General features: G+C 69.6%; 28 protein-coding genes and 1 pseudogene. 16 read left to right on the top strand and 13 right to left on the bottom strand.

Annotated elements, in window-relative coordinates:
• Nucleotides 1–302: 302 nt before the first annotated feature.
• From DJ70_RS04940 to DJ70_RS04895, 10 genes are all read left to right on the top strand, one after another.
• The gene (locus DJ70_RS04940) at nt 303–614 is read left to right on the top strand and encodes a DUF7111 family protein (RefSeq protein WP_094530694.1); all 312 of its coding nucleotides are present in this window, start codon (nt 303–305) and stop codon (nt 612–614) included.
• A gap of 180 nt (nt 615–794) precedes the next feature.
• Nucleotides 795–1,976, top strand: a complete 1,182-nt coding sequence (locus DJ70_RS04935; RefSeq protein WP_080505233.1) for a LeuA family protein — start codon at nt 795–797, stop codon at nt 1,974–1,976.
• Nucleotides 1,977–2,385: 409 nt separating this feature from the next.
• Nucleotides 2,386–4,218: a biosynthetic-type acetolactate synthase large subunit gene (ilvB, locus tag DJ70_RS04930; RefSeq protein ID WP_094530692.1), complete on the top strand. Its 1,833-nt coding sequence runs from the start codon at nt 2,386–2,388 to the stop codon at nt 4,216–4,218.
• On the top strand, nt 4,215–4,868 hold the full coding sequence (gene ilvN, locus DJ70_RS04925; protein ID WP_094530690.1) for an acetolactate synthase small subunit: 654 nt from the start codon (nt 4,215–4,217) through the stop codon (nt 4,866–4,868). The genes ilvB and ilvN overlap by 4 nt, the downstream gene beginning before the upstream one ends.
• 6 nt (nt 4,869–4,874) lie before the next feature.
• A complete protein-coding gene (gene ilvC, locus DJ70_RS04920) occupies nt 4,875–5,927 on the top strand; it encodes a ketol-acid reductoisomerase (protein WP_094530688.1) in 1,053 nt (350 codons plus the stop codon).
• A gap of 64 nt (nt 5,928–5,991) precedes the next feature.
• On the top strand, nt 5,992–7,452 hold the full coding sequence (gene leuC, locus DJ70_RS04915) for a 3-isopropylmalate dehydratase large subunit (RefSeq protein ID WP_094530686.1): 1,461 nt from the start codon (nt 5,992–5,994) through the stop codon (nt 7,450–7,452).
• Entirely contained in the window at nt 7,452–8,060 is a 609-nt protein-coding gene (leuD, locus tag DJ70_RS04910; RefSeq protein WP_094530684.1) for a 3-isopropylmalate dehydratase small subunit, read from the top strand. The genes leuC and leuD overlap by 1 nt, the downstream gene beginning before the upstream one ends.
• A gap of 93 nt (nt 8,061–8,153) precedes the next feature.
• Nucleotides 8,154–9,152 carry an isocitrate/isopropylmalate family dehydrogenase gene (locus DJ70_RS04905; protein ID WP_094530682.1) on the top strand — a complete coding sequence of 333 codons (999 nt, stop codon included), beginning with the start codon at nt 8,154–8,156 and terminating at the stop codon, nt 9,150–9,152.
• Nucleotides 9,153–9,221: 69 nt separating this feature from the next.
• Complete coding sequence (locus DJ70_RS04900; protein ID WP_094530680.1) at nt 9,222–9,602, top strand: DUF555 domain-containing protein; 381 nt, start codon at nt 9,222–9,224, stop codon at nt 9,600–9,602.
• Nucleotides 9,603–9,650: 48 nt separating this feature from the next.
• The gene (locus DJ70_RS04895; protein ID WP_094530678.1) at nt 9,651–10,190 is read left to right on the top strand and encodes a CBS domain-containing protein; all 540 of its coding nucleotides are present in this window, start codon (nt 9,651–9,653) and stop codon (nt 10,188–10,190) included.
• A gap of 48 nt (nt 10,191–10,238) precedes the next feature.
• Here DJ70_RS04895 and DJ70_RS04890 read toward each other — a convergent pair whose 3' ends face one another.
• Complete coding sequence (locus DJ70_RS04890; RefSeq protein ID WP_094530676.1) at nt 10,239–10,469, bottom strand: hypothetical protein; 231 nt, start codon at nt 10,467–10,469, stop codon at nt 10,239–10,241.
• The gene (locus DJ70_RS17920; protein WP_275542346.1) at nt 10,466–10,594 is read right to left on the bottom strand and encodes a hypothetical protein; all 129 of its coding nucleotides are present in this window, start codon (nt 10,592–10,594) and stop codon (nt 10,466–10,468) included. The genes DJ70_RS04890 and DJ70_RS17920 overlap by 4 nt, the downstream gene beginning before the upstream one ends.
• Before the next feature lie 215 nt (nt 10,595–10,809).
• On the opposite strand from DJ70_RS17920, the gene DJ70_RS04885 reads away from it, so the two are divergent.
• The 3 genes from DJ70_RS04885 to DJ70_RS04875 all read left to right on the top strand — a co-directional run bounded on the left by DJ70_RS04885 (nt 10,810) and on the right by DJ70_RS04875 (nt 13,330).
• Nucleotides 10,810–11,118, top strand: coding sequence for a hypothetical protein (locus DJ70_RS04885; protein WP_179233970.1), 309 nt, complete (start codon nt 10,810–10,812; stop codon nt 11,116–11,118).
• A gap of 112 nt (nt 11,119–11,230) precedes the next feature.
• Nucleotides 11,231–13,015 carry a nitrite/sulfite reductase gene (locus DJ70_RS04880; RefSeq protein WP_094530674.1) on the top strand — a complete coding sequence of 595 codons (1,785 nt, stop codon included), beginning with the start codon at nt 11,231–11,233 and terminating at the stop codon, nt 13,013–13,015.
• A gap of 18 nt (nt 13,016–13,033) precedes the next feature.
• Entirely contained in the window at nt 13,034–13,330 is a 297-nt protein-coding gene (locus DJ70_RS04875) for a DUF6360 family protein (RefSeq protein WP_094530672.1), read from the top strand.
• Nucleotides 13,331–13,773: 443 nt separating this feature from the next.
• On the opposite strand, the gene purM is transcribed toward DJ70_RS04875, so the two are convergent.
• From purM to DJ70_RS04860, 3 genes are all read right to left on the bottom strand, one after another.
• A complete protein-coding gene (gene purM, locus DJ70_RS04870; protein WP_094530670.1) occupies nt 13,774–14,790 on the bottom strand; it encodes a phosphoribosylformylglycinamidine cyclo-ligase in 1,017 nt (338 codons plus the stop codon).
• 79 nt (nt 14,791–14,869) lie between these two features.
• Nucleotides 14,870–15,538, bottom strand: coding sequence for a metalloprotease (locus DJ70_RS04865; RefSeq protein ID WP_094530668.1), 669 nt, complete (start codon nt 15,536–15,538; stop codon nt 14,870–14,872).
• 4 nt (nt 15,539–15,542) lie between these two features.
• Nucleotides 15,543–17,285 (bottom strand): TraB/GumN family protein, encoded by a 1,743-nt coding sequence (locus DJ70_RS04860; protein ID WP_094530698.1) that lies wholly within the window; start codon nt 17,283–17,285, stop codon nt 15,543–15,545.
• Between the two features lie 136 nt (nt 17,286–17,421).
• Between DJ70_RS04860 and DJ70_RS04855 the strand changes: the two genes are divergently transcribed.
• The 3 genes from DJ70_RS04855 to DJ70_RS04845 all read left to right on the top strand — a co-directional run bounded on the left by DJ70_RS04855 (nt 17,422) and on the right by DJ70_RS04845 (nt 19,346).
• On the top strand, nt 17,422–18,168 hold the full coding sequence (locus DJ70_RS04855) for an ArsR/SmtB family transcription factor (RefSeq protein WP_094530667.1): 747 nt from the start codon (nt 17,422–17,424) through the stop codon (nt 18,166–18,168).
• A gap of 120 nt (nt 18,169–18,288) precedes the next feature.
• Nucleotides 18,289–18,741, top strand: a complete 453-nt coding sequence (locus DJ70_RS04850) for a bifunctional nuclease family protein (RefSeq protein ID WP_094530665.1) — start codon at nt 18,289–18,291, stop codon at nt 18,739–18,741.
• A gap of 161 nt (nt 18,742–18,902) precedes the next feature.
• Nucleotides 18,903–19,346 (top strand): acyl-CoA thioesterase, encoded by a 444-nt coding sequence (locus DJ70_RS04845; protein ID WP_066418542.1) that lies wholly within the window; start codon nt 18,903–18,905, stop codon nt 19,344–19,346.
• On the opposite strand, the gene DJ70_RS04840 is transcribed toward DJ70_RS04845, so the two are convergent.
• The 8 genes and pseudogenes from DJ70_RS04840 to DJ70_RS04805 form a co-directional block, all read right to left on the bottom strand.
• Nucleotides 19,343–19,867, bottom strand: a complete 525-nt coding sequence (locus DJ70_RS04840; RefSeq protein ID WP_094530661.1) for a GIY-YIG nuclease family protein — start codon at nt 19,865–19,867, stop codon at nt 19,343–19,345. The two genes, DJ70_RS04845 and DJ70_RS04840, sit on opposite strands and share 4 nt — an antisense overlap.
• Before the next feature lie 4 nt (nt 19,868–19,871).
• Nucleotides 19,872–20,306: a DUF393 domain-containing protein gene (locus DJ70_RS04835; RefSeq protein ID WP_094530659.1), complete on the bottom strand. Its 435-nt coding sequence runs from the start codon at nt 20,304–20,306 to the stop codon at nt 19,872–19,874.
• A 114-nt stretch (nt 20,307–20,420) separates the two neighbouring features.
• Entirely contained in the window at nt 20,421–21,611 is a 1,191-nt protein-coding gene (locus tag DJ70_RS04830; RefSeq protein WP_094530657.1) for an ABC transporter ATP-binding protein, read from the bottom strand.
• A 2-nt stretch (nt 21,612–21,613) separates the two neighbouring features.
• Nucleotides 21,614–22,597 carry a carbohydrate ABC transporter permease gene (locus DJ70_RS04825; RefSeq protein ID WP_094530655.1) on the bottom strand — a complete coding sequence of 328 codons (984 nt, stop codon included), beginning with the start codon at nt 22,595–22,597 and terminating at the stop codon, nt 21,614–21,616.
• Between the two features lies 1 nt (nt 22,598).
• Entirely contained in the window at nt 22,599–23,603 is a 1,005-nt protein-coding gene (locus tag DJ70_RS04820) for a carbohydrate ABC transporter permease (RefSeq protein ID WP_245810693.1), read from the bottom strand.
• A 156-nt stretch (nt 23,604–23,759) separates the two neighbouring features.
• Complete coding sequence (locus DJ70_RS04815; protein WP_179233969.1) at nt 23,760–25,184, bottom strand: extracellular solute-binding protein; 1,425 nt, start codon at nt 25,182–25,184, stop codon at nt 23,760–23,762.
• 327 nt (nt 25,185–25,511) lie between these two features.
• Nucleotides 25,512–25,796, bottom strand: coding sequence for a DUF7545 family protein (locus DJ70_RS04810; RefSeq protein WP_094530652.1), 285 nt, complete (start codon nt 25,794–25,796; stop codon nt 25,512–25,514).
• A gap of 130 nt (nt 25,797–25,926) precedes the next feature.
• Nucleotides 25,927–26,346, bottom strand: a pseudogene (locus DJ70_RS04805) (metal ABC transporter permease); the annotation flags it as partial.
• Nucleotides 26,347–26,438: the final 92 nt, after the last annotated feature.

Below are 26,438 nucleotides of genomic sequence, written 5' to 3'. Positions count from 1 at the left end.
GGACTCAAAGGGGCAGTCGCGAGGGCGAAGACGCGCGACGTAAGGACCGCAGAGAGGGAGCGTCAGCGACCGAGCGAGGACCGCAACGAGCGCATCGAGTCCTCGCGGCTGGGGCTTTGGCGGTGTTCACCGCGCCAGCAACGACACCGTTCTCATCAACTCGCTCTCCATCGAGGTATCCGTACCATTAGCACACGAGATATAGCGGCCGATTCGGAAAGAACCCGATATAAAAAGCGAACACCCGCGAAGGAGACGATCCGGACCGACAGATACGACAGGGTTCGGAACCAACGTCGGGTATGACGGACACGACGGAGTCGGAGCACGCCGAACCGGCTGCGACGGCGACCGCCGAAGCCGAGGGCGTCACGGCCCGCTACGAGGAGACGGACGCCGAGCGCCTGCTCACGTTCTCGGCGGACGGGCGGGAGGCGACGGTCGCACAGAACCGCGAGGGGTACGCCATGCTCAAGGTTCGAACCGGCCCGGACGGCGACGAACTGGAGCGGTACTACGGGTTCGACATGGCGCTCGACCACGCCGCCGAGCTGGTCGGCGTCGCGGCTCGCGACCTCCCCGTTCCGGAGGCCGCGGCCGACATGGGGATGTGAATCCGCGCGCATCGTAACGCTCACGGCGTCTTCCGCCGCTTTTCGTCACGTTCCGCTCCGCGCGCGAGGACGACTGATCGAACGATCGGATCTCTCGCGGGACGTAACGCTTAAGTAGACAAACGTTCTGCTGTCAGTCGATGACAGACATCACGGAGGCTTCGTCGGACACCCCGGCGGATCGAGTTCTTCCAGGGCACGATAGCTTCTAACATCGAAATCGGTCCTGTACGGATCTTCGACACGACGTTACGAGACGGCGAACAGTCACCACGTACTTCGTTCAGCTACGACGAGAAACGCGAGATAGCGGCGACGCTGGACGACATGGGGACCCACGTCATCGAGGCCGGGTTCCCGGTGAACTCCGACGCGGAGTTCGAGGCCGTGAGCGATATCGCAGCCGCGACGGACACGACCGTCTGTGGGCTCGCCCGCGTCGTCGAGGGCGACATCGACGCCGCCATCGACTCGGGCGTGGAGATGGTCCACGTGTTCGTCTCGACGAGCGACGTCCAGCTCGAGGACTCCATGCACGCGACGCGCCGCGAGGCCAAGGAGCGTGCCGTCGACGCCGTCGAGCAGGTGAAAGACGCCGGCGTCGAGTGCATGTTCTCGCCGATGGACGCCACGCGGACCGACCCCGACTACCTGACGGAGATAGTCGAGGCGGTGAGCGAGGCCGGCACCGACTGGATCAACATCCCGGACACCTGCGGGGTCGCGATGCCGACGAGCTTCGGCAAGACGGTGAAGGCGGTCGTCGAGGCGACGGACGCCCGCGTCGACGTCCACACCCACGACGACTTCGGGATGGCCGCGGCCAACGCGGTCATGGGCTTCGAGAACGGCGCGGAGCAGGCGCAGGTGTCGGTCAACGGGATCGGCGAGCGCGCCGGCAACGCGGCCTACGAGGAGGTCGTGATGGCGGTCGAGTCGGTGTACGGCGTCGACACCGGCATCGACACGACCCAGATCACCAAGCTGGCCCGGATCGTCGAGGACGCCTCGGACATCCCGGTGCCGGCGAACAAGCCCGTCACCGGGCGGAACGCGTTCGCCCACGAGTCGGGCATCCACGCCGCGGGCGTGATCGAGAACGCGGACACCTTCGAGACGGGCGTGATGACGCCCGAGATGGTCGGCGCGGAACGCGAGTTCGTGCTCGGCAAGCACACGGGCACCCACAGCGTGCGCAAGCACCTGGTGGAGGCCGGCTTCGACCCCACCGACGGGGAGGTCCGCGAGATCACGAAGCGGGTCAAGGAGTACGGCGCCGGCAAGCGGCAGGTGACCGCCGGCGACGTCGAGCGGTTCGCCCGCGAGGCCGGCGTCGAGCGCGAGGAGGAGGTCCGGATCTGATGGCCTCCTCCGCCGTCGTAGCGACTCGCCAGCGACGGCCGAACGCTCGGCGACGATCCGACGACGGGTCGGGTCCCGGCGGCTCCGTGCCTGAGGGATCCACGTCGGACGGCGGGTGTACGCCGACGGGTCGCCGTGCGGATCGCTCGCGTCGACAGGAATTTATAGGCGGGCCGCGTGGGTTCGGATCGAATGCGACGGCCACGGGACGCCCGCGCGGAGGACGCCCGGTCCGGAGCCGTCGCCGTAGCCATCGTAGGGGTTTGATCCCCTACCACCCCACTTCCTCACCGACTCGACGTACCGGCGGACGCGTCGCCGACCCGACGATCGCCGTCGATCCGGCGACGCGGGCCGCGCCCGGACCGAACGACGCCCGAATCCGAGAGACACCCACACACCACACACGATGAGCGATTCAGCAGCACACCCACGAGAGGACGACCCCGACGCCGAGCCGGGGACCGATCCGGCCGACGCGGACGGCCCGGAGGCGGCGGACCCGGACGGCGAGGCGAACCGACCAGACGGCGAGACGACGGAGGTGTCGACCGGCGCGGAGTCGGTCGTCGCCGCCCTCGAGGCCGCGGGCGCGGAGACCGCCTTCGGCGTTCAGGGCGGAGCGATCATGCCGGTGTACGACGCGCTGTACAGCTCCTCGATCCGCCACCTGACGATGGCTCACGAGCAGGGCGCGGCCCACGCCGCCGACGCGTACGGCGTCGTCGCCGGCGAGCCCGGCCTCTGTCTGGCCACGTCCGGTCCCGGCGCGACGAACCTCGTCACCGGCATCGCCGACGCGGACATGGACAGCGACGCGATGCTGGCGCTGACCGGCCAGGTCCCGACGGAGTTCGTCGGCAACGACGCGTTCCAGGAGACCGACACCGTCGGCGTCACCCGGCCGATCACGAAACACAACTACTTCGCGGACGACGCGGACGTCATCGGCGACGTCGTCGGCGAGGCGTTCGAGCTCTCGCGCGTCGGCCGGCCCGGCCCGACGCTCGTCGACCTCCCGAAGAACGTCACCCTCGACGACACCGAGGAGGCGCCCGGTCCGGCGGAGGCGCCCGCGGGAACCGATCCCGACCCGCGCGCCAGGGAGGACGCGGTCGAGGCCGCGGCCCGCGCCATCGAGGACGCCGACCGGCCGCTGTGTCTGTTCGGCGGCGGCGTGATCAAGGGCGAGGCGAGCGAGGTGGCACGGGAGTTCGCGCGCGCCTACGAGATCCCCGTGACGACGACGATGCCGGGGATCGGGTCGTTCCCCGAGGACGACGAGCTGTCGCTGTCGTGGGCGGGCATGCACGGCACCGGCTACGCCAACATGGCGATCACCCACACCGACTGTCTGATCGCGGTCGGGACCCGGTTCGACGACCGGCTCACCGGCGGGATCGACACCTTCGCGCCGGAGGCGGAGGTCGTTCACGTCGACATCGACCCGGCCGAGATCTCGAAGAACGTGTACGCCGACTACCCGCTCGTCGGCGACGCCGGGACCGTCCTCGAACAGCTGCTCGACGCCGTCGTCGAGGAGCCGGACGCCGACGAGTGGCGCGAGCAGTGTCAGGAGTGGAAGGAGACGTACCCGATGACGTACTCGACGCCCGACGACGAGCCGCTGAAACCGCAGTTCGTCGTCGAGGCGTTCGACGAGGCGACCGACGACGACACCATCGTGACGACCGGCGTCGGCCAACACCAGATGTGGGCCTCCCAGTTCTGGACGTACACGGAGCCCCGGACGTGGGTCTCCTCGCACGGACTGGGGACGATGGGGTACGGCGTCCCGGCCGCGATCGGCGCGCGCGTCGCCGCCGACGCGATGGGCGAGTCCGACCGCGACGTGATCTGTTTCGACGGCGACGGCTCCTTCCTGATGACGATGCAGGAGCTCTCCGTGGCCGTCCGCGAGGACCTCGACGTCACGTTCGCGGTGCTCAACAACGAGTACATCGGGATGGTGCGCCAGTGGCAGGACGCCTTCTTCGAGGGGCGACACATGGCGTCCGACTACAACTGGATGCCCGAGTTCGACAAGCTCGCCGAGGCGTTCGGCGCGCTCGGGATCCGCGTCGACGGCTACGACGAGGTCGCCCCGGCGGTCGAGGAGGCGCTCGCGTACGACGGCCCCGCGGTGATCGACTTCCACGTCGACCCCGAGGAGAACGTGCTGCCGATGGTGCCGAGCGGCGGAGCGAACGGGCGGTTCGCACTCACGGAGGACCAGCTATGAGCGGGGAGGACGCGGCCGGCATGCCCGGTCCCGCGCCGGACGAGCGGCCCCAGCCGGAGGGGCGGCGGAACCTGGAGGGCCACCGTATCGACCCCGTCGTGGAGGCGGAACACGACTCCCGGCGCGCGGTCATCTCCGCGCTGGTCGAGGACGAACCCGGCGTGCTCGCGCGCGTCTCCGGGCTCGTCTCCAGGCGACAGTTCAACATCGAGAGCCTGACGGTCGGCCCGACGACGGTCGAGGGCCACTCCCGTATCACCATGGTCGTCGAGGAGACGGATCCGGGGATCGACCAGATCGAAAAGCAGATGGCGAAGCTGAAGCCCGTTATCTCCGTGGGCGAGGTCTCCGGCAGCGCCGTCACGTCCGAGCTCGTCCTGTTGAAGGTTCACGGCGAGGAGCCGGACAAGGTCCACGCGGTCGCGGAGATGTACGACGGCCGGACCCTCGATGCCGGACCGGAGACGATCACCGTCCAGCTCACCGGCGACGAGTCGAAGATCGACGACGCGATAGACGCGTTCGACCAGTTCGGGATCATCGAGATCGCCCGGACTGGTCAGACCGCGCTCGCGCGGGGGAACATCCCCACCGCGCCAGGAGAGAAACCCGGAACGGCCGGCGAACCGACGACGCCGAACACCCAGTAACCCACAATGACAGAAGACGACAGCCAGACGTTCGATTCGACAGTATACTACGACGAGGACGCCGACAGCGAGGTCATCGTCGGGAAGACCGTCGCCGTGCTCGGCTACGGCTCGCAGGGACACGCACATGCACAGAACCTCGCGGACAGCGGGGTCGACGTCGTCGTCGGCCTGCGCGAGGACAGCTCCTCGTGGGACGCCGCCGAGGGCGACGGGCTCCGCGTCGCGACCCCCGCGGAGGCCGCCGCCGAGGCGGACGTCGTGAGCGTGCTCGTGCCCGACACCGTCCAGCCGGACGTCTACGAGAACGCCATCGAGCCGAACCTGGAGGCCGGCGACACGCTCCAGTTCGCCCACGGGTTCAACATCCACTACAACCAGATCCAGCCGCCCGAGGACGTCGACGTGACGATGGTCGCGCCGAAGTCGCCGGGTCACCTCGTGCGGCGGAACTACGAGAACGACGAGGGGACGCCCGGCCTGCTGGCGGTGTACCAGGACGCGACGGGCGACGCCCACGAGGAGGGGCTCGCGTACGCGGCCGCGATCGGCTGTACCCGCGCCGGCGTCGTCGAGACGTCGTTCCGCGAGGAGACCGAGACCGACCTGTTCGGCGAGCAGGCGGTGCTCTGTGGCGGCGTCACCTCGCTCGTGAAGCAGGGGTACGAGACGCTCGTCGACGCCGGCTACTCGCCCGAGATGGCGTACTTCGAGTGTCTCAACGAGCTGAAGCTCATCGTCGACCTGATGTACGAGGACGGGCTCGGCGGCATGTGGGACTCGGTGTCGGACACCGCGGAGTACGGCGGGCTCACCCAGGGCGACGTCGTCGTCGACGAGCACGCCCGCGAGAACATGGAGGAGGTCCTCGAGAAGGTCCAGAACGGCCAGTTCGCTCGCGAGTGGATCGCGGAGAATCAGGCCGGTCGACCCTCCTACACCCAGCTCCGCCACGCCGAGAAGAACCACGAGATCGAGGCGGTCGGCGAGGAGCTTCGCGGGCTGTTCGCCTGGCAGGACGAGGAGGAGGAGGAGGAGTCGGCCGAGGTGAAGGCCTGATGCGCGGCGTACCCGCCTCCGGTTCCCGCTCGACCACGAGCCGCGACGCTCCCGGTGACCATCCATGAGCGAAGGGACGCTGTACGACAAGGTGTGGGAGCGTCACAAGGTCACGGAGCTGCCGAACGGACAGGACCAGCTGTTCATCGGGCTCCACCTCGTCCACGAGGTGACGAGCCCGCAGGCGTTCGGGATGCTGCGCGAGCGCGACCTCGAGGTCGCGTATCCCGACCGGACGTTCGCGACGACGGACCACATCGCGCCGACGGAGGCCGACAAGCGCGAGCGGCCGCTCGCCGACGACCAGGCCGAGGAGATGCTCTCCGCGCTCGAGCGCAACACCGACGAGAGCGGGATCACCTTCTTCGGGTTCGAGTCGGGCAAACAGGGGATCACCCACGTCGTCGCGCCCGAGCTGGGGCTCTCCCAGCCGGGGATGACCGTCGCCTGCGGCGACAGCCACACCGCGACCCACGGCGCGTTCGGCTCCATCGGCGTCGGGATCGGCACGAGCCAGATCCGCGACGTGTTCGCCACGGGCTGTATCGCCGCGGACAAACAGAAAGTGCGCCGGATCGAGGTCGAGGGCGAGCTCGGCGAGGGCGTCTACGCCAAGGACGTCATCATGAAGATCATCCAGGACCTCGGCGTCGACGGCGGCGTCGGCCACGTCTACGAGTACGGCGGCCCGGCCATCGAGGCGCTCGACATGGAGGGTCGTCTGGCGGTGTGTAACATGTCCATCGAGGGCGGCGCCCGCGCGGGGTACATCAACCCCGACGAGACCACCTACGAGTACCTGGAGGGCCGCGAGTACGTCCCCGAGGGCGAGGCGTTCGAGGAGCGGAAGGCGTACTGGGAGTCGATGGCCTCGGACGACGACGCGGAGTACGACGACGTCGTCACGGTCGACGCCGACGGGATCGACCCGCTCGTCACGTGGGGGATCAACCCCGGACAGGTGATCGAGATCTCCGATACCGTCCCGCACCCCGACGACTTCGCGGCGCGGACGGACCGCGAGGCGGCCGAACAGGCGCTCGATCACATGGAGATCGATCCCGGCCAGTCGATGCTCGGATACGACGTCGACGTGGCCTTCCTCGGCACCTGTACCAACGGCCGCGTCTCGGACTTCGAGAAGGCCGCGGCGGTGCTCGAGGGCCACACGGTCGACGACGGCGTCCGCGCGCTGGCGGTGCCCGGCTCCGAGAGCGTCCGGACGGAGTGTGAGGAGCGCGGCCTCGACGAGGTCTTCATCAACGCCGGCTTCCAGTGGCGTCGCGCCGGCTGTTCGATGTGTCTCGCGATGAACGACGACTCGCTGGAGGGCGACGAGGTGTGTGCCTCCTCCTCGAACCGGAACTTCATCGGCCGGCAGGGGTCGAAGGACGGCCGGACCGTCCTCATGAACCCCGCGATGGTCGCGGCGGCGGCGGTCGAGGGGCAGGTGGCCGACGCGCGCGAGTATCTCGACGACGGGCCGACCGGCGGCGCCGGCGGCGTCGAGGAGGTGGCGGACTGATGAGCGGCGACGATCAACACATCACCGCGGTCTCGGGGACCGGCGTACCGATCCCCGGCGACGACGTCGACACCGACCAGATCCTGCCGGCGAAGTTCATGAAGGAGGTCACGTTCGACAACATGGCGGACTACCTCTTCTATGACGCCCGGCGGGACGACGACGGCGAGTTCAACGACCACCCGCTCAACCGCTTCGAGGGCGCGTCGATCGCGGTCGTCAACTCCAACTTCGGCTGCGGCTCCTCGCGGGAGCACGCGCCGCAGGCGATGATGCGGTGGGGCGTCGACGGGATCGTCGGCGAGTCGTACGCCGAGATCTTCCGCGACAACTGTAAGTCGCTCGGCATCCCGGCGGTGACGGCCGACCACGAAACCGTCACGGCGCTCCAGGAGTGGATCGAGGCCAACCCCGACGCCGAGATCGACATCGACGTCGAGGCGGCGACGGTGACCTACGGCGACACGACGATCGACGTCGACATCGACGACGCGATGCGGGAGGCGCTCGTCGACGGCATCTGGGACACCACCTCGCTCATGTACTCCAACCGGAGCAAGGTCGAGGAGACGGTCGCGGACCTGCCGTACGCCGAGGGCGACGACTGAGCCGCGGCGGCGGTCGCGGCCGGAACGACGCGATCCCTCGTCCGCCGACCGCGACATCGACATGCTCTTTTGACCGTTCCGCGGACAACGTCCATGAGCGAACGCATCGCCGTTATCGAGGGCGACGGGATCGGGAAGGAAGTCGTGCCGGCGGCCGTCGACGTGCTGGAGGCGCTCGAGGTCGACTTCGAGTTCGTCTCCGGCGAGGCGGGCGACGCGGTGCGGGAGGCGACCGGCGAGGCGCTGCCCGCGGAGACGTACGACCTCGTCGAGGGCGCGGACGCGACGCTGTTCGGCGCGGCCGGCGACACCGCCGCCGACGTGATCCTCCCGCTGCGCGAGGCGGTCGACTCCTTCGTGAACGTCCGGCCGGCGAAGGCGTACCCCGGCGTCGACGCGCTCCGTCCGGAGACGGACGTCGTCTTCCTCCGTGAGAACACCGAGGGCGTCTACGCGGGCCACGAGGACCGGCTCTCGGAGGACCTCTCGACGCTGACGCGGGTGGTCACCTCCTCCGCCTCCCGCGAGCTCGCCGAGTACGCCTGCGAGTTCGTCGCGGACGGCCGGGGCCCCGCGGGCGACCCCGAGGAGGGGTTCACCGTCGCACACAAGTCGAACGTGATGCGGGAGACGGACGGTCGGTTCCGGGAGACGGTGCTCGAGGTCGCCGCGGAGCGCGGCGTCGACGCCGACGAGGAGCTGATGGACGCGTTCGCGACGAAGCTCCCGCTCGATCCCTCGCAGTACGGCGTCGTCGTCTGTCCGAACCTCGCGGGCGACGTGCTCTCGGATCTCGCCGCCGGCCTCGTCGGCGGGCTCGGCCTGCTCCCCTCGGCGAACGTCGGCCACGACAACGCGCTGTTCGAGCCCGTTCACGGCACCGCGCCCGACATCGCCGGCGAGGGGGTCGCGAACCCGACGGCGGCGGTGCTGTCGGCAGCTCTGCTGTTGGAGTACCTGGGGTACGTCGAGGAGGGGCAGCGGGTACGAACCGCGGTGGAGTCCGTGCTCTCGGAGGGGCCCCGGACGGGCGACCTCGGCGGCGACGCGACGACCGACGAGGTCACCGCGGCGATCGTCGACCGGCTGTGAGGCTCCGGCCTTCTCGGCGACCGCCGCCGAACCACAAGAGACGAAACCCTGCGGCACCTCGGGACGGACATGAGCAACTACGCGGTCGCGATGGAAGCAGCCTGGTTGGTTCGTGACGTCGAGGAGACCGACGACGCCATCGGCGTCGCGGTCAGCGAGGCCGGAAAGCGACTGAACGAGACGGACAAGCAGTACGTCGAGGTCGAACCCGGCGTCACCGGCTGTCCCGCCTGCGGGGAGCCGTTCGACGCGGCCTTCCTCGCGGCGAACACGGCGCTCGTCGGGCTCCTCCTGGAGATCGACGTCTTCAACGCCGACAGCGAGGAGCACGCCGAGCGGATCGCGAAGAGCGAGGTCGGCGGCGCCCTCCGGGACGTCCCGCTCGAGGTCATCGACGTGATGGAGACGGAGGCGGACGACGAGGAGGAGTCGGACGGGAGCGCGCGCTGATCGACGGACCGGCGAAACCTTTTCTAATAACCATAGGTTATTAGCCGTATGGAGCTCCCGACGCCACAGGACCTGCGCGAACGGCGGACGTCGCTCGAACTGACCCAGAGCGCGCTCGCGGACGCCGCGGGCGTCTCACAGCCGCTCATCGCGCGGATCGAGGGCGGCGACGTCGACCCGCGGCTCTCGACGCTTCGTCGGATCGTGAACGCCCTCCAGGAGGCGGAGGGCGAGGTCGTGCGCGCGACGGACCTGATGAACGAGACCGTGATCAGCGTCGCCCCCGACGACGCCGTGCGGGACGCGGTCGACCTGATGGAGCGGGAGGCGTACTCCCAGCTTCCCGTCCTCCAGAACGGCGTCCCCGTCGGGTCGATCAGCCAGGGAGACGTGATCCACGCGGGCGAGAACGTCGGCGACCACCCGGTCAGCGAGGTGATGAGCGAATCGTTCCCCACGGTCGCCCCCGGCGCGACCGTCGACGAGGTGCGGAACCTGCTCGACCACTACAAGGCGGTGATGGTGACCGACGGCGGCGAGACCGTGGGGATCCTCACCGAGGCCGACATCGCCGCACACCTGTCGTAGACGGGATCCGGGCGCGCGTCGACGGGGCCCTCTCCACGCCGCCGGCGATCAGTCGTCGCGATTCTCCGAGAGGTGTTCCCATATCTCCGTACAGCCGGCGCCGTCCCCGAGATCGTCCAGATGGTCGCCGTCCCCGCCGTCCGCCGAGTCGGGCTCCGGTTCCGGCTCGTCGTCCGCCTCGGCGTCCGTCTGTCGGATCGGCGCCTCGTCGTCGTGCCCCGAGCCGGCGCCGTCCCCGCCGTCGGCGGCTCGCGGCCGTGACCGTCGCCCCGCGGTCATCGTCGATCGGAGCGCTCGCCGAACAGTTCGGGCGCCACGTCGGCGGACGCGTGTTGGCGGTGGTCGCGGCCGCCGTCGGGATCGCTCGGCCGGTCGATCGGGGTCTCGGGTGTCGAGTCGGTCATCGATCCCGTCTATGGTCGTCCCGATCATAAGGGGCACTACGGGAGTAAATCGAACCACTGCTCCCGGATACCGGCGGTCGGATCCGGTATCCGTGACGCTTCGCTCTGATCGATCGCCGAGGAGTCGGGCGGTTTTCGCGGTTCGACCCGTCTCGAACGCCGTCCCCGCTTGCGAGCATCGCCACCCATTGGGCTCCCGTCCCCGAACGACGACCGTGACCACCAGTCTGCGCGTGCTCGACGACGGGGCATGGATTTCGGTCGACGACCACCGCGAAGTCCGCGTGAGCGAGCTCTGGCGGCTCGACGCGCCCGGTTTCTGCGGCTGCGATATGGCCGACCTCGTCGTCGAGAACTTCCAGGAGGTCGGCGTCGACGGGGCGCGCGTGGAGACGCGCGTTCACGGCCAGTGTATCGCGTGCGGCGAGACCGGCGTCACCGACTGGCTCCCGGTCGGCCGGGTTCGAGGCGGCGAGTTCGTCGAGTACGACCGTTCCTGCGTCCGGCGGACCCGCCGGGAGTGAGGGGGACGGCCGGGAGGGTCCATCCGGCAGGCGTTGCCCCTTCGAGGGGGCACCGGGCAACGTTGACTCCACGGGTCGCCCTATGTGACCGGGGATCCTGTGTCGGGACACGATGCCAACGGACGTAGAGAACTGGAAGTCGGAGGTGTACGGGAACGAGATCCGCGAACACCTGTTCGAGTTCGCCGAGCGGGGGTTCGACTCGATCCCCGACGACGAGCGGGACGCCTGGTTCGAGCGGTTCAAGTGGTGGGGACTGTACCACCAGCGGAACGGTCAGGAGGGCTACTTCATGATGCGGATCGGGACGCCGAACGGCGTGTTGGAGCCCGGACAGCTCCGCGTCGTCGGCGAGATCGCCGACGAGTACGCGCGCGGTCCGGGAACGAACCCGATCTTCGGCGACGCCTACGCCGACTTCACGACCCGCCAGTCGATCCAGCTCCACTGGATCGAGCTGTCGGACGTGCCCGCGATCTTCGAGAAGCTGGAGACGAACGGCCTCTCCACCCAGCAGGCCTGTGGCGACTCCTGGCGGAACGTCGTCGGCAACCCCGTGGCCGGCAAGGACGGCCGGGAGGTGATCGACGCCTGGCCCGTCATCCGCGACCTCAACGAGACGTTCAAGGGCAACGACGACCACGCGAACCTCCCGCGGAAGTGGAAGGTGTCCGTGACCGGCTCCGCGGACGGCTCCGGACAGGGCGACATCAACGACCTCGCGTTCGAGCCGGCGTACAAGGCGGTTGACGGGAACGGCAGCGGGAGCGGCGAGGGCGGTGGGAGCGGCGAGGACGCCGTCGGGTTCAACGTCCGCGTCGGCGGCGGGCTCGCGCGCAACGAGCCCCGGTTCGCCCGCGACATCGACGTCTGGGTGCCCCCCGAGCGGGTGTCCGACGTGGCCGGCGGGCTCTCCGCGCTGTTCCGCGACCACGGCGACCGCGAGGACCGCTACAACGCGCGGATCAAGTTCCTCGTCGACGAGTGGGGTCCGGAGCGGGTCCGCGAGACGCTCCAGGCCGACTACGTCGACTTCGAGCTCGAGACCGCGGGCCGCGACGTCCGCGAGGAGTACACCTACAACGCGGGCGAGGGCGAGCGCAACGATCTGGTCGGCGTCCACGACCAGAAGGACGGCCGGAACTTCGTCGGCCTGAACGTCCTCGTCGGGCGGATGGGCGCGGCCGACGTGCTCGAACTCGCCGACCTGGCCGCGGAGTACGGCTCCGGCGAGGTGCGGCTCTCCCAGCGCCAGAACGTGGTCGTCACCGATGTACCCGACGAGAAGCTGGACGACTTCCTCGAATCGGACCTGCTCGAACACTACTCGCCGTCCCCCTCGCCGTTCATGCGCGGCTCGGTCGCGTGTACCGGCACCGAGTTCTGCTCGCTCTCCATCGTCGAGACGAAGAACCGGCAGGTCCGGTTCGCCCGGTGGCTGAAGGAGAACGCCGAGCTTCCCGACGGGGTCGAGGAGTTCCACGTCCACCTCTCCGGCTGTACCGCCTCGTGCGCGCAGCCGCAGATCGCGGACGTGAGCCTCCGCGGGATGAAGACCCGGAAGGACGGCGAGCCGGTGGAGGCGCTCGACGTGGGGCTCGGCGGCGGGCTCGGCGAGGAGCCGGGGTTCGCCCGCTGGGTCACCCAGCGCGTGCCCGCCGACGAGGTCCCCGGCGCGATCGCCAACCTGCTCGAGCGCTTCGCCGACGAGCGCGAGGAGGGCGAGTCGTTCCGGGCGTTCGTTGCCCGCCACGACGACGAGGAGCTCGACGCCTTCGTCGATCCCGAGGAGACGGACTACGAGGACCCGATGCTACACAACACGAAGCGCACGTGGTACCCGTACGCCGAGAACGACGCGCTCGACGACGCCCCGCCGGTGCCGGCGGACGACTGAGATGACGGGTGGAGAGCGATGAGCGACCGCCTGCTCCGCGTGAACGCGTACACGACGCTGGACTTCGTGGACGCGAGGGCGCGAGGCCACGACTTCGAGGCGGACGCGCCCGGCGTCGTGAACGTCACCGCGCCGCGAGAGGATCCCGACCGCGTCGACCTCCAGGTCGAACTCGACGACACGGGGATCGACGCCCTCCCCGCCCACGCCGACGAGGTGGCTCTCTCCCCGGCGCAGGCGCGAACCCTCGCCGAGGCGCTGGAGTCGGCGGCGGTCCGCGTCGAGGCCGCGCAGGGCGACGCCGACGGCGAGTGAGTCGCAGTCTCACTCACCGATGGTTTGAGTGGTGGCGCGCCGGTGAGCGGGCCGAAGGCCCGCGAACCGCCCGCGAGGGACGCGGCGAGCGAAGGGAGCCGCGAGGCTGGGGAGGCGTGAGGTGCGGTTGCGGGGCGGTCGGGTGGAACTCAACGGGGCAGTCGCCGGCGGCAACGCCGCCGGCTGCGGGAGGCGCGGAGCGCCTCGCTGTCGCGAGGGCGACGCCTGACGACGCAAGGACCGCAGGAGCGAACGAAGTGAGCGGCGAGGACCGCAGCGAGTCACGCGAGTCCGCGCGACTGGGACTTTGCGGTGTTCTTCCCAGGAGCAACGAGGTATCGCGGAGCGACTGGCGCTTCGACGGTGTTCACCACGTCAGCAACGATGTACGGCCGAGCGACCGGATCGTCGACGGTCCTCCCGATCTCCCTGCCAGCCCAGTACTATAACTCTAGTCCGCGGATCGCGACGCTCCCGTCCCCGTCGTCACCCTCGTCCTCCTCCACCCGTCCGATCACGCGCCCGTCCGTCTCCGCCGCCAGCGACTCGGCGGCCTCGGGATCGAGCGCCGCGACAAAGCCGGTCCCCATGTTGAACGTTCGATACATCTCCTCGTCGGGGACGTTCCCCTCGGACCGGACGAACTCGAAGACCGGCTGGGCGTCGAAGGGGTCGTCCACGACGTAGCGGTGTGCGCCCAGCCGCGTCAGGTTCGTCCACCCGCCGCCGGTGACGTGGGCCGCGGCCCGCACGCCGCGTTCGCGCATGGGGTCGAGCAGGTCGGTGTAGATCCGGGTGGGCTCCAACAGCGCCTCGCCGAGGGTGTCGTACCCGGCGAACGGGCACGGGTCCGTGTAGTCGTGCTCGCGTGTGACGGCCTCGCGCGCGAGCGTCAGCCCGTTGGAGTGGATCCCCGACGACCTCCAGCCGACGAGCGCGTCACCCGGCTCCGCCCGCCCGTCGAAGACGCCGTCCTTCGCGGCGAGTCCGGCGCAGGTTCCCGCGAGGTCGAGCCCGCGGACGACCTCCGGCATCACCGCCGTCTCACCGCCGACGAGTTCGATGTCGGCCCGCTCCGCGCCCGCGGCGAGCCCCTCGCCGACCTGCTCCGCGAACCCCTCGTCCGGCTCGTCGACCGCGAGGTAGTCGACGAACGCCACCGGGCGGACGCCGGCGGCGACGAGGTCGTTGACGTTCATCGCGATACAGTCGATCCCGACCGTCGAGTAGTCGGCGAGCGCCTCCGCGACGAGCAGCTTCGTCCCGACGCCGTCGGTCGCCAGCGCGAGGTAGCGGTCGCCGATGTCGAGCAGGCCGGCGTAGTCGCCCTCGCCCTCGCCGACCATCCCGACCAGCGCGGCGGTCGCGGCCTCGCTCGCGTCGATGTCGACGCCCGCGTCGGCGTACGTGAGCGCCTCGTCGTCGCCGTCACCACCATCGTCGCCGTCCCTTTCGGCCATACGCGTGTCGTGGCGCGCCGGAGCAAAAGGACACCGCTTGTCCGCGAGTGCGGAGGGGAGCCGCGAGCACGGCGCGCGCTCAGAACGGCCCGCCGAAGCCGAGGCCGAGCACGAACACCAAGAGCACCGCGAGGAGCGCCGACGGAACGAACGCGACCGCCCAGACGACGCGGCTCCAGTCCAGCACCGTCCTCCCGTCGAGCGGCCCGTACGGCACCAGGTTGAACGCGGCCAGGAAGACGTTGATCGCGACCCCGCGCTCGCCGACCAGCGCCAGGACCTCGCTCCCCAGCAGCGTTCCCGCGTACAACACCGGGACGAAGAGGACCATGAGAAGCAGGTTGACGACGGGACCGGCGAGCGCGATCCGCCCGTGTTCGCCCGCGGTGAGCCGCCCGCGGTGGTGGACCGCGCCGGGCGCGGCGAAGATGAACCCGAGCAGGGCGCTCGCCACGGCCAGAAACAGCATGCCGTTGTCCGCGCGGAACTCCGCCACCTGGTCGTAGCGGACGGCGACGACCTTGTGCGCGATCTCGTGGAGGAGGAAGCCGACGCCCGCCGTCGAGAGCCCGACGAGGAGCGGGAGCACCACGCCGGCGGCGACGATCCGGGAGACGCCGGCGCTCCCCCCGACGAAGAAGAGCGTGAACGCCACGCCGAGCGCGAGCCACGCGAGGAGGAGGTCTCTGAGTTCGGTGCCGCTGAAGTAGAGGCCGCCGATCCGGCGGCCGGCGATGGTCGTTGCCATGGTGTCAGGGGGCGATCAGTCCGCGGAGCAGTTCGGCGCTGTTGCGCGCGCCCTGTATCATCAGCCTCGAGACCTCCTCGACGCCGCCGATGTCGCCGAACATCGCCGGCAGGACGTAGACGGCGAAGAGGAAGCTCGCGACGATGCTGCCGACGTTCGTCATCGCGACGACCACGATGAGCTTGAACAGCGGCACGTCGAGCATCTCTCTGACGAGCTCGCCGGGGGAGCGCGTCTCGTCGGCCAGGAGCTCGTTGAGCGTGCCGATGTCGCCGACGTTCACCGTCAGGTGCCGCAACTCCACGTAGCCCGTGAACCAGCCGGGCGCGAGAAGCGGGTTGATCGAGGTCATCCACGCGACCGCGCCGCCGACGCCGGCGGAGGACCACCGCGCGCCGGCGAGCTTCGCGAAGCCGAACGCGAAGGCGGCGTTGATCAGGAACCACGCGCCGAACAGCCGGAGCAGGAAGCCGTTCCGGACGCCGGCCATCGCCAGCAGGACGAAGAAGGCGACGAACCCGACCGTGATCCCGTAGCCGATCAGCTTCTTCCAGGGGAACCCGCGTCCGGACTCCTCGCCGACCAGGTCCGCCATCGGCGGGAGGGCGTCGGGGTTCGCGAGGTACCGCTCGATCCCCGCCCGGTGGCCCGCGCCGACGACGGCGACCACGTCGCGGCCGGCCTCCCGCAGGGCGACGAGCCGGTGGGCGATGAACGCGTCGCGCTCGTCGATGAGCGCCTCCGCGCCGCCGGGGGAGAACTGCCGGAACTCCTCCATCATCATCGTCACCACGTCGGTGTCGGTCAGCTCCTCGATGTCGATCTCCTCGATCCCGCCGTACTCCGCGTCGTCGGACGGCCTCGCGAGCCCGAACAGCCCGAGCAGCGCCGCGCCGACGACGCCGACCGACAGCCCGAGGACGAGCCCGAGCCCGAGGCTCCCGATCGCCCGGACCGTGAGCCCGCCGAGGTACGTCGCGACGAGCCCGTCGGCGACGCCGGAGGCCGCCACGACGAGCCCCGCGAGCGGCCCGACCGCGGCCGCGGCGTACAGCCGGGCGTCGGGCGAGAGGCCGACCTTGCCGACCTGGTCGACGACGAGCGCGGCCGCCACCGCCGCCAGCATCCCCGCGGTCACGCTCGTCAGGAGCGGCTCCGTGACGCCGACGGAGCCGCCGAAGAGGCCGATCGCGGGCCCGGCGATCACCCCGATCAGGATCCCGGCGACCACCCCGACGACGCGGGAGTCGGTGACGCCGAACGCGAGCCCGCCGACCATCCGAAGCTTCTCGACCAGGGTCATGCGCGCCCAGAACCGCTGGATCGTGGTCTGGATGTCGCGGTCGACGAGCGCGACGTCGATCCCCAGCCGTTCGGCGACGTCGACGGCGGCTTTCATGTCCGCGCCGGGCTCGATGTCGAACCGCTCGCCGAGCTGGGTCTGGACGTACGAGAGCATCCAGTAGGCGAGGAACTGAAAGACCGTGTTCCCGCGCAGGAGGTCGCTCGCGTCGAGGTCGTCGGGGGTCTCCCCCTGCATCTGTCGGTACCGACCCTCGTCCAGTTCGACGGCGACGACGTCGGGCTCCTCGCGTTCGACCGCCTCCTCGACCTCCTCGACGGAGCGCTCCGAGACGTGGGCGGTGCCGACGACCGTCACCGACCCGGACTCGCGGCCCTCGGCGACGGGGGTGCTCTCGGAGGGGGCCGACGCCGCGTCGGCCGGTCCCTCGGGCGTCTCTGTCATCGTCCCGACGTACTGCGTCACGTCGTTTAGGGTTTGTGAGTCGGTATCGGACGATCGGGGGTCGGGAGCGCGGCCCCGGCGCGTTCGACGCGTCGCTCCCAACAGATTTGTATCCACACCCCGCCCATAGCCGCGTATGTCGCGGCTGTTGCCCTCCCTGCCGGACGCCGAGCCCGACGACCGCGAGCCGCGCGTCGTTGGCGTCGACGACGACGAGGCCGACGAGCTGCTCGCGGCGCTCGGCTCCGAGACCGCTCGAAACGTCCTCTCGACGCTCCACGAGGAGCCGGCGACCACCTCCGAGATCGCCGACGAGCTCGACACGTCCCTCCAGAACGTCCAGTATCACCTCTCGAAGCTCACCGACGCGGAGGTCGTCGACGTCATCGACACGACCTACTCCGAGAAGGGCCGCGAGATGAACGTGTACGCGCCCGCCGACGAGCCCCTCGTGTTGTTCGCGGGAAGCGAGGAGCAGTCCTCCGGGATCAGGACGGCGCTGAAGCGGCTGCTCGGCGGATACGCGCTCCTGGGGCTCGCGGCGTTCGCCGTCCAACGCCTCGCGGCGGCGGTGACCCCCGACGCCGCCACGGCGGAGCGGTACACCGCCTCCGGCGGCGACGCCGGGACCGGCGGGGGAAACGGCGGAGGCGGCGACGTGGGGATCGCGACGGAGGGGTCGGACGCGCCCTCGACGGAGCCGACGGTGGACGCGGAGGCGAGCGACGGGGTGATCGACGTCGTCGTCGACGCGGCGACCGATCTCCTCGTCGACCCCGCCGCGGCGCTCGGGGAGCCGGGGATCGTCTTCTTCCTGGGAGCCGCGCTCGTGTTCTCGATCGCCTGGCTCTACTGGTACCGCCGGGATCGGGCCGCGGCCTGATCGCCGGCGGAAAGCGATCGAACGCGGGGGCGGAGTCCCCGGCGCGTCGATCGACGATCGGATCCCGTCGCGCCCGACGACCGGGGACAGCTATTCATGCGGGTGTCACCATTCTCCCGTATGGAACACGAAGCCGAGGTCGTCGGGGTCGGAGCCGGCTCGGCGCCCGGCGGCGACGTCCCGGCGGTGGTCCTGGGCGTCCGCGGCGAGTACGTCCCGATCTTCGTCAGCGGCGACCAGGCCCGCTCGATCGGGACCGTCCTCGAGGGCGAACCGTTCGACCGACCGCTCACGCACGACCTCCTCGTGGAGATCCTCACCGAGTTCGGCGGGGCGATAGACCGGGTACGGATCGACGACCTCTCCGACGGGACCTTCTACGCGAAGGTCGACGCCGAGCGGTACGAGTCGGGCGAGCCCGAGCGGTTCGTCTTCGACGCGCGACCCTCCGACGCGCTGGCGCTCGCCGTCCGCGTCGAGTGCCCCATCGTCGTCTCCGAGGCGGTGATAGACGAGGCGGGCCGCCCGCCCGACTCGATCCGCTTCGGCGACGGGCGCCGGGACGACCCGTAGTCGCCGCGGTCGTCACGACGGGGACCGGAGGGGAGCCGCGGATTCAAGTGGCCGCCCGACGGAGCGGCGGTATGAGCGATCCCGACGCGGACTCGCCGGACGCCGGGTCCGACCCGGCCGTCGGCGCGAGCGACGCGACGCTGGCCGACTCCCACACGGAGATGACCGAGATGCTCCTGCCGAACGACACCAACAACCTCGGCCGGGCGCTCGGCGGCGCGGTGTTACACTGGATGGACGTCTGCGGCGCGATAGCGGGCATGCGCTTTTCGAGCCGGCAGGTGGTCACGGCGTCGATGGACCACGTCGACTTCATCGCGCCCATCGAGATGGGCGAGGTCGTCGTGATCGAGGGGTACGTCTTCAACACCGGGCGGACGAGCCTCGACGTGAAAGTCGAGGTCCACGCCGAGAACCCGCGGACCGGCGAGGAGCGCCGCACGACCGCCTCGTACTTCACGTTCGTCGCGCTCGACGAGGAGGGTCGGCCGACCGAGGTGCCGGACCTCGCGTGCCCGACCGACGCGGAGGAGGCCCTCCGGACGCGCGCCGTCGAGGGACGCCGCGAGCAGCTCCGCGAGGTCGTCGAGCGGTACGACCTCTAACCGGTGGAGCCGGGGGCGTCGGTCCGGACCGTCGCCCCCTCCGCGTCGTACGCGCGGGCCACGCGGTCGATCAGGTCCTCGAGGCTCGCCGCCGCCGAGAGGTGGCTCGAACAGCCGCAGTCGGACGCGCCGAACCCGTCGACGGGCCCCGACGGGAGCCGCGCGGCCACCGCGCACTCGGCGTCGACGCCCGGCGCGTGGACGACGCGGTCGATCCGCGCGTCCGTCTCGCCGAGCAGGTAGTCGACGTGCCAGTGGCGCACGTCGTGGTCGCCGCGGGCGGTCCGGCGGTGGCGTCGGACGCGCGAGAACCCGCCGGAGCCGAGCGCGCTGCCGGTGTACGCGTACGCGCCGGCGGAAAACCCCTGATCGCCGAGCGCGCCGACGGAGACGGTCGCGGAGGACGGGAGGTCGACGAGGAGGGTGTAGGTCCCGCCGACGGCCCCGGTCGGGAGGTCACGGTCGGTTCCCGTCCTGTTCGGCTCCGCCCGCGGTGACGCGGCCGCGTCCGGGTCGGACACGGTCTCAGGCGGTCGCCTCCGGCGGCTCGCTCGCGGCCGGGCGGAGCGTCCCGACCAGGTCGGCGGCCTCGTCGGTGAGGTCGTACGCGTCGTGGAAGTCGTCGGGGTCGCGGTCGCGCCCCGACAGCGCGCCGACGACGCCGGCGATCCGGTCGTAGTTGTCGCGGACGAGCCCGCCGACGATCCCCGGCGTGCCGGCTCGCTCGGCGAGCTCCTCGGCCGCCGACCGCCCGGCGTACACCCTGCGCTCGGCGGGATCGACGAGCACCATCGCGAACGGCCGCGCGCCGAACTGCGCGTCGAGGAAGGGGCCGACCGGATCGGCCTCCCACGGCACCGCCGCCACGCCGTCGAGCCGGCGCAGCGCGACCGCCGCGATCGAACAGTACGGACAGTCTCCGTCGAATATCAGCACCGGCGCCCCGGCCACGTCGGTCATGCCCGATCGTACGGTCCGGACGAACTTAAGCGGTGAACACCGCCGGCCGGAACGCCGCCCGCGGCCGTCTCTCGGTGACGTCCGTCCGCCCGAACGGCCCACCGGACGGTGCGGTCAGTCCGCCTGCGCCTCGTCCCGTTCGGCCTCGGCCTCGAGGTCGGCGTCCGCCACGACGCCGTGGGAGATCGCGTCGCCGGTGTCGTCGTCGAACAGGTGGATCCGCGCGCGGTCGAGGACGATCTCGACGTCCTCCTCCTCGCTGATGTCGGTCGCGGGGTCGACGCTCATCAACAGCCCCTGGCGCTCCTCGAAGTCGGTCATCCCGCCGCCGCCGGACGGGTCGAGGATCGGCTTGAGGTAGACGAATATCTCGTCGCCCATCGGCTCGAGCACGTCGGTGGTGACGGAGAACGTCCTGCTCGGGTCCGCGGCCTCGGCGCTGTTGTCGGCGAGGTAGAGGTCCTCCGGCCGGATGCCGAATTCCACCGCCTCGCCGGGGGTCACGCCGTCGATCGCCGCGGTGTCGAAGGAGACGGAGTAGCCGTTCGCGTCGAGGGTGCCGTCGCCGACGGTCGCGTCGACGAAGTTCATCGACGGCGACCCGATGAAGCCGGCGACGAACCGGTTGGCCGGCTGGTTGTAACAGACCAGCGGCGGGGCGATCTGCTGGAGCTCGCCCCTGTTGAGGACGGCGATGCGGTCGGACATCGTCATCGCCTCCGCCTGGTTGTGCGTGACGTAGATGATCGTCGTGTCCAGCTGCTTGTGGAGCCGCTGGAGCTCGGTCCGCATGTTGACGCGGAGCTTGGCGTCGAGGTTCGCCAGCGGCTCGTCCATCAGGAACACGTCCGGGTCACGGACGATCGCCCGCGCGATCGCGACGCGCTGGCGCTGCCCGCCGGACATCTCGCTCGGCATGCGGTCCAACATCCCTTGGAGCCGAACGACCCGCGCCGCCTCCTCGACGCGCTCGTCCATCTCGTCCTGCGGGAAGTTCCGCAGCCGCAGGCCGAACGAGATGTTGTCGTACACGTCCATGTGCGGGAACAGCGCGATGTTCTGGAACACCATCGCGATGCCGCGGTCCTTCGGCGGGAGGTTCGTCACCTCGCGGTCGCCGATCGTGATCGTCCCCGACGTGGGCTTCGTGAGCCCCGCGACCGTCTCGAGGGTCGTGGACTTCCCGCAACCCGAGGGACCGACGAGACAGATGAACTCGCCGTCCTTCAGGTCGAGGTTCATGTCGTCGACCGCCGTTACGTCGTCGTATCGTTTCGTGACGTCCGTGAGTTTGACTCGTGCCATGGTTACTCCTTGAGTGCCCCCTGCGTGAGGCCGCTGATGATCTTGTCCTGTGCGACGACGACGAGGATCGCGACCGGGACGATCGCGATCAGGCTCGCCGCCGCCTGAAGGTCGTACCGGACGGTGTACTGCGTCTGGAACGCGATGACGCCGTCGACGACCGGCGCCCACTCCGCGGCGCTGTTGCCGGTCATCAGGAACGAGAAGAAGAACTCCGTGTACACCGTGATGAAGGTAAGGATGCCGGCGGTCGCGACGCCGGGCGCCGAAAGCGGCATGATCACGCGGAACAGCGCGCCGATCCGGGTCGTCCCCTCGACCCTGGCGGCCTCCTCGAGGCCGTCCGGGATCTGGCCGTAGAACGTGGTCAGGATGAAGATCGCGAGCGGCATGGTGAACGCGCTGAGGGGCGCGACGACCGCGCCGGGCGTCCCGTATATCTCCACCGGGAGGGTGAAGAGCCCGAGCATCGGGACCTGCTGGTTGAACGCCCGGAACAGCGGGATGAACAGCGTCGCCGGCGGGAAGAAGCTGAGCACCAACAGGGCGAACAGCAGCGGGGTCTTCCCGCGGAACTCAAGCCGCCCGAACGCGTACCCGGCGAGGCTCGCGACGAGGAGCACGAACACCGTCACCGTGAACGCGTAGAACAGGCTGTTGAACATGAACCGCGCGAACGGGACCTGCTGGAACACCTGGACGAACGCCGACAGGTCGATCGTCTCCGGGAGGAGTGGGATGTCGGTCTGGCCGGGCGGCGCCATCGCGACGTTGAACAGCCAGTACAGCGGGAACAGCGAGGTCGTCAACAGGACGCCGCCGAGGAACACCAACATGACGGCGTACGCCTTCTCGGGGTTCCGGATCCAGTCGTCGGCCCACCGCTGGATGGGCGACCGGTTGTCGTCGTCCGACTCCCCGCCCGATTCGTCGCCCGATCCGTCGAACGTCTCCGCGTCCTCGTGGTTGCGTGCGTCGATGCTCATGTTATGCTAACCCCAGGCTCTGGTTGCTTCGCCGGATGAATCCGAGGTACACCATGATGAACAGTCCCACGACGATGGCTATCAGCACGCTCACGGCGGCCGCGGAGCCGTACTGCGTCGCGGAGCCGAACATCATCTGGGTGACGAGACACGTCATCGACGGGACGGTCGAACAGCCGACGGTGGTCGACTCGATGATGCCGTACACCCGGAGCGCGCCCATCGTCCGGAACAGCATCGCGACCATCAACACCGGGAACACGAGCGGGAACGTGATGTAGCGGAACCGCTGCCACCGCGAGGCGCCCATCACGTCCGCCACCTCGTACAGGTCCTGGTTGACGCTCTCCAGTCCGGCCAGTATCAGCAGGGCCATGAACGCCGAGGTCTTCCAGACGTCGGCCACCGTCACGATGACGAAGGCGTCGAAGGTCGTGTTGAGGGGCAGACTGGAGAAGATCCCGAGCTGCTGGAGCGGCTCGGTCAGCAGGCCGTAGCCGGGGCGGAACAGCAGGAAGAAGATCATCCCCTGGATGACGATGGGGATCGCCCACGGCAGGATGATGAACAGCCGAACGAGCCGCCGGCCCTTGTACTCGGCTTTCATCAACATGGCGTAGAGGAACCCGAGAAGCGTCTCGCCGGTGACGCTCAACACGGCGAACCCGACCGTCATGAACAGCGCCTGTTCGAGGATCGGCGTCTCGAAGGAGGGGTCGACGAACGCCGCCGGGGCCAGCGCGTTGGTGTTCGTGAGCAGTCGGACGTAGTTTTGAAGCCCGACGAACTCCCCGAGGCTCCCGCTGGTGATCACGTCGGCGAAGAACGACATCCTGATCGCCGAGGCCAGCGGCCAGAACGCGAACAACAGCAGCACGAGGAACCCCGGAGCCAACAACAGATACGCGTACGCCTGCTCGCTGAGGTTCTCCGTCCACGTCCCGAGCCGCGTCAGGAGGCCGTCGGCCCCGCCCGACACCTCCGATCTGCCCTGTTCAACTGCCACGGCGATCGACACCTCCGGTGACTGCCCGCCGTTGTCGTACGAGCATTGCCCGTCCGTTTCTCGTGCGAATATTTATCATTATTGTCTGTTTGAGATATCGTTCGACCCCCGCCGCCCCGAGACGGCGTCGGGGAGGCGGTCAGCCGGCGGCGCCCGTCACGACTGCTCTTCGATGGCCGAGATCTGCTCTTGCATGGCCGTCGCCGCCTCCTGTGGCGTCTGCTCCTGGCGGAGCGCCGAGTTGACCTCGCTGGCGACGATGCTCCGCTGGTTCGGCCACACCGACGTCGTCGGGCGCGGGATCAGGTTCTCCGCCGAGTACTGGAGCGCCTCGTAGTACGGGCCGTACGTGTCGCTCTCCTCGACGTAGCTGAACAGCTCCGGCTTCGGCGGCATGTAGTTCGCCGCGTCGAACTGGTGTTGGAGGACCGAGTCCTCCCACCACGCCTTGATCACTTCCTTCGCCGACGCCATGTTGTCGGTGTAGGGGTTCATCGACATGATCCAGCCGCCCTGCGCGTGCCAGGAGCCGTTCGGACCCGCCGGCAGCGGCATCACGCCGAGTTCCATGTCCGTCCCCTCGAAGGCGGTCACCGCGCCGCCGATGGAGTAGGTCCAGTTGCGCTGCGTGACCGCGCTCCCGCTCTCGAAGGTGGACTTGGTGTCGGGTTCGATCCAGCCGGCCACCTCCTGCGGCGAGACGCCCGCGATGTCCATCGGGGCGCTGCCGGTGCCGTGGATGATGTCCACCGCGGCCTCGATCCCGTCGATCGACTCCTCCGAGTCGAGGGTGACGGGACGGTCGCCGACCGGCCCGAAGAGGTTGTTCTGGCCGCCGAAGAAGGCGCCGCCCATGCTCGTGAGGAACTCGTTGAACGTACAGCAGGCCAGCCCGATGTAGTTGTTCCCCTGCCAGAGGTGGCCGTACTCCACGTCCGACCCGCTCTGCGCCTCGGAGACGATCTGCGAGAACTCCGCCCACGTCGGCGGATTGCTCCGCCACGTCTCGAAGTCCGAGTCGCCGTAGCCCGCGTCCCGCAACAGGTCCTTCCGGTAGGTGATGACCGGGTAGTCCGGGAACACCGGGACCGAGTACAGGTCGCCGGTTTCGGGATGGGTCCCCGTGTCGATCATCGACTGGACGCCCTCCTCCCTGACACGGGCGATGAACTCGTCGTCCATCTCCTCTTCCAGGTTGACGAGGTCGTCGCGGACGATGAACGGGATCGTCCACCCGTTGTCGGTCAGGACCAGGTCCGGGTCCGACTCCTCCGCGTTGATCGCGGTCCGGAGCTGCTGTTGCTTGCTCCCGGAGTCCTGCGGGGGGACCGTCATCTCGATCGTGATCGAGTCGGGCACGCCCGCCTCGTGGAGGGCGTCGACTATCCCGGAGTCGACGAACGCCGACCCGGAGAAGACCGTGACCGTCCCGCCGATCTCGTCGCCGGACGACCCCGTCGTGGAGCCGTCGGAGCCGCCGCCGCCCCCGGCACAGCCGGCCAGGCCGGCCGCCCCCATCGCCCCGGCGGTCGTGAGATAGCGCCGTCTCGAGACACCACTTCCAGTGCTGTCGTCTGACATACGGCGACAGTAAGGAACGATCATTAATATAAGTGTGGGTATTTACAACGGGTGATGTAAACAAATTCAATCGCGGTCGACGGACGCGGTTTCGGCGCTCAAACGCCGTGAGACGGGCGAAAACCCCACTCCGCCTCCGGATCGAGCGCACCGAGGCGAGACGATCGCCGAGCCACGCGCTCCGGCATGCGGGATCGTGAACGCGTGTCGTCACGGTCGGCCGTCGGCGGGGTCGGCCGCCGTCGCTCACGGCTGGACTGGTCGACGCCTCGTCGCGGGCGGTCGGAAAAGGCGGGTGGTCGTCCGGCGATCGGCTCCCGGCTCCGATCAGTGCGAGTGGCCGAGCGCGTCCTGGAGCGACTGACCGAACCGCTCCTCGAAGAGCTCCTCCGCGGTCTCGTTCATCTCGGCGATGTCGTCGGGCACGTCGCCCTCGCTGTGGTGCGCGATGACGTGTGCCTGCTGGGCCATCGCCTGGACGATCACGTCGGTGACGACGCGGGTCGACGGCTCGCCCTGTTCGCTGAGCACGTCGACGAGGCCGGCGGGCAGTTCGAACGACTCCTCCTCGCCGTCGGGTCCGGTGACGGTGTAGGTCTCGGTGTCTCCCATACCCTCGACTCGCGGCCGGGACATAAGGGTCTGTGGAAACCGTTATGCTCCGCGCACGCATCGACGGTCGCCGGGTCGCATACGCGGCGGCGAAACGCCGGCGTTGCCGATCGACCGTCCGCGGCGGCGGTCACCCGTGCGCGGAGATCGCCCGGACGGAGAAGCCGGAGGCGGCGACCGTGAGGAGGTAGATCGCGATCGCGACGACCACGATCGACCCGCCGGAGGGAAGCTCGCCGCCGATCGCGACCGCGAACCCGCCGATCACCGACAGCTGGCCGAAGATCACGGAGAGGTACGTCGTCTCCCGGAAGCTCCGGGCGATCTGGGAGGCCGCGGCGACGGGCACGACGAGCATGGCGGCGACGAGGATCACCCCGAGCACCTGCATCGCGCCCACGACGACGACCGCGGTCAACACCACGAGCAGCGTGTTGTAGCCGGTCACGTTCAGCCGCGCGACGCGGGCCGCCTGCTCGTCGAAGGTGATGAAGAGCAGCTGCTTGTACGTGGCCGCGACCGCGACGACGACGACGACGGAGAGGGCGCCTGCTGGCGGCCCACTCCGTCGTCGTCCCCGTCGCGGTCGCGGCCACGCCCAAGCCGCCGCTCTTCATCACCTTCGACGAGCAGGCGGCCCGC

Source organism: Halorubrum halodurans (assembly GCF_002252985.1).
GTDB lineage: Archaea > Halobacteriota > Halobacteria > Halobacteriales > Haloferacaceae > Halorubrum > Halorubrum halodurans.
The sequence above is the reverse complement of the archived record's forward strand: the minus strand, read 5'-3'. Positions and strand labels throughout refer to the sequence as shown.

Bases quoted from the DNA above. Each gene is read 5' to 3' on its own strand.
- DJ70_RS04940 (WP_094530694.1), top strand. From the start codon at position 303: ATGACGGACACGACGGAGTCGGAGCACGCCGAACCGGCTGCGACGGCG.
- ilvB (WP_094530692.1), top strand. From the start codon at position 2,386: ATGAGCGATTCAGCAGCACACCCACGAGAGGACGACCCCGACGCCGAG.
- ilvN (WP_094530690.1), top strand. From the start codon at position 4,215: ATGAGCGGGGAGGACGCGGCCGGCATGCCCGGTCCCGCGCCGGACGAG.
- ilvC (WP_094530688.1), top strand. From the start codon at position 4,875: ATGACAGAAGACGACAGCCAGACGTTCGATTCGACAGTATACTACGAC.
- leuC (WP_094530686.1), top strand. From the start codon at position 5,992: ATGAGCGAAGGGACGCTGTACGACAAGGTGTGGGAGCGTCACAAGGTC.
- leuD (WP_094530684.1), top strand. From the start codon at position 7,452: ATGAGCGGCGACGATCAACACATCACCGCGGTCTCGGGGACCGGCGTA.
- DJ70_RS04905 (WP_094530682.1), top strand. From the start codon at position 8,154: ATGAGCGAACGCATCGCCGTTATCGAGGGCGACGGGATCGGGAAGGAA.
- DJ70_RS04900 (WP_094530680.1), top strand. From the start codon at position 9,222: ATGAGCAACTACGCGGTCGCGATGGAAGCAGCCTGGTTGGTTCGTGAC.
- DJ70_RS04895 (WP_094530678.1), top strand. From the start codon at position 9,651: ATGGAGCTCCCGACGCCACAGGACCTGCGCGAACGGCGGACGTCGCTC.
- DJ70_RS04890 (WP_094530676.1), bottom strand. From the start codon at position 10,469: ATGACCGCGGGGCGACGGTCACGGCCGCGAGCCGCCGACGGCGGGGAC.
- DJ70_RS17920 (WP_275542346.1), bottom strand. From the start codon at position 10,594: ATGACCGACTCGACACCCGAGACCCCGATCGACCGGCCGAGCGATCCC.
- DJ70_RS04880 (WP_094530674.1), top strand. From the start codon at position 11,231: ATGCCAACGGACGTAGAGAACTGGAAGTCGGAGGTGTACGGGAACGAG.
- DJ70_RS04875 (WP_094530672.1), top strand. From the start codon at position 13,034: ATGAGCGACCGCCTGCTCCGCGTGAACGCGTACACGACGCTGGACTTC.
- purM (WP_094530670.1), bottom strand. From the start codon at position 14,790: ATGGCCGAAAGGGACGGCGACGATGGTGGTGACGGCGACGACGAGGCG.
- DJ70_RS04865 (WP_094530668.1), bottom strand. From the start codon at position 15,538: ATGGCAACGACCATCGCCGGCCGCCGGATCGGCGGCCTCTACTTCAGC.
- DJ70_RS04860 (WP_094530698.1), bottom strand. From the start codon at position 17,285: ATGACAGAGACGCCCGAGGGACCGGCCGACGCGGCGTCGGCCCCCTCC.
- DJ70_RS04855 (WP_094530667.1), top strand. From the start codon at position 17,422: ATGTCGCGGCTGTTGCCCTCCCTGCCGGACGCCGAGCCCGACGACCGC.
- DJ70_RS04850 (WP_094530665.1), top strand. From the start codon at position 18,289: ATGGAACACGAAGCCGAGGTCGTCGGGGTCGGAGCCGGCTCGGCGCCC.
- DJ70_RS04845 (WP_066418542.1), top strand. From the start codon at position 18,903: ATGACCGAGATGCTCCTGCCGAACGACACCAACAACCTCGGCCGGGCG.
- DJ70_RS04835 (WP_094530659.1), bottom strand. From the start codon at position 20,306: ATGACCGACGTGGCCGGGGCGCCGGTGCTGATATTCGACGGAGACTGT.
- DJ70_RS04830 (WP_094530657.1), bottom strand. From the start codon at position 21,611: ATGGCACGAGTCAAACTCACGGACGTCACGAAACGATACGACGACGTA.
- DJ70_RS04825 (WP_094530655.1), bottom strand. From the start codon at position 22,597: ATGAGCATCGACGCACGCAACCACGAGGACGCGGAGACGTTCGACGGA.
- DJ70_RS04815 (WP_179233969.1), bottom strand. From the start codon at position 25,184: ATGTCAGACGACAGCACTGGAAGTGGTGTCTCGAGACGGCGCTATCTC.
- DJ70_RS04810 (WP_094530652.1), bottom strand. From the start codon at position 25,796: ATGGGAGACACCGAGACCTACACCGTCACCGGACCCGACGGCGAGGAG.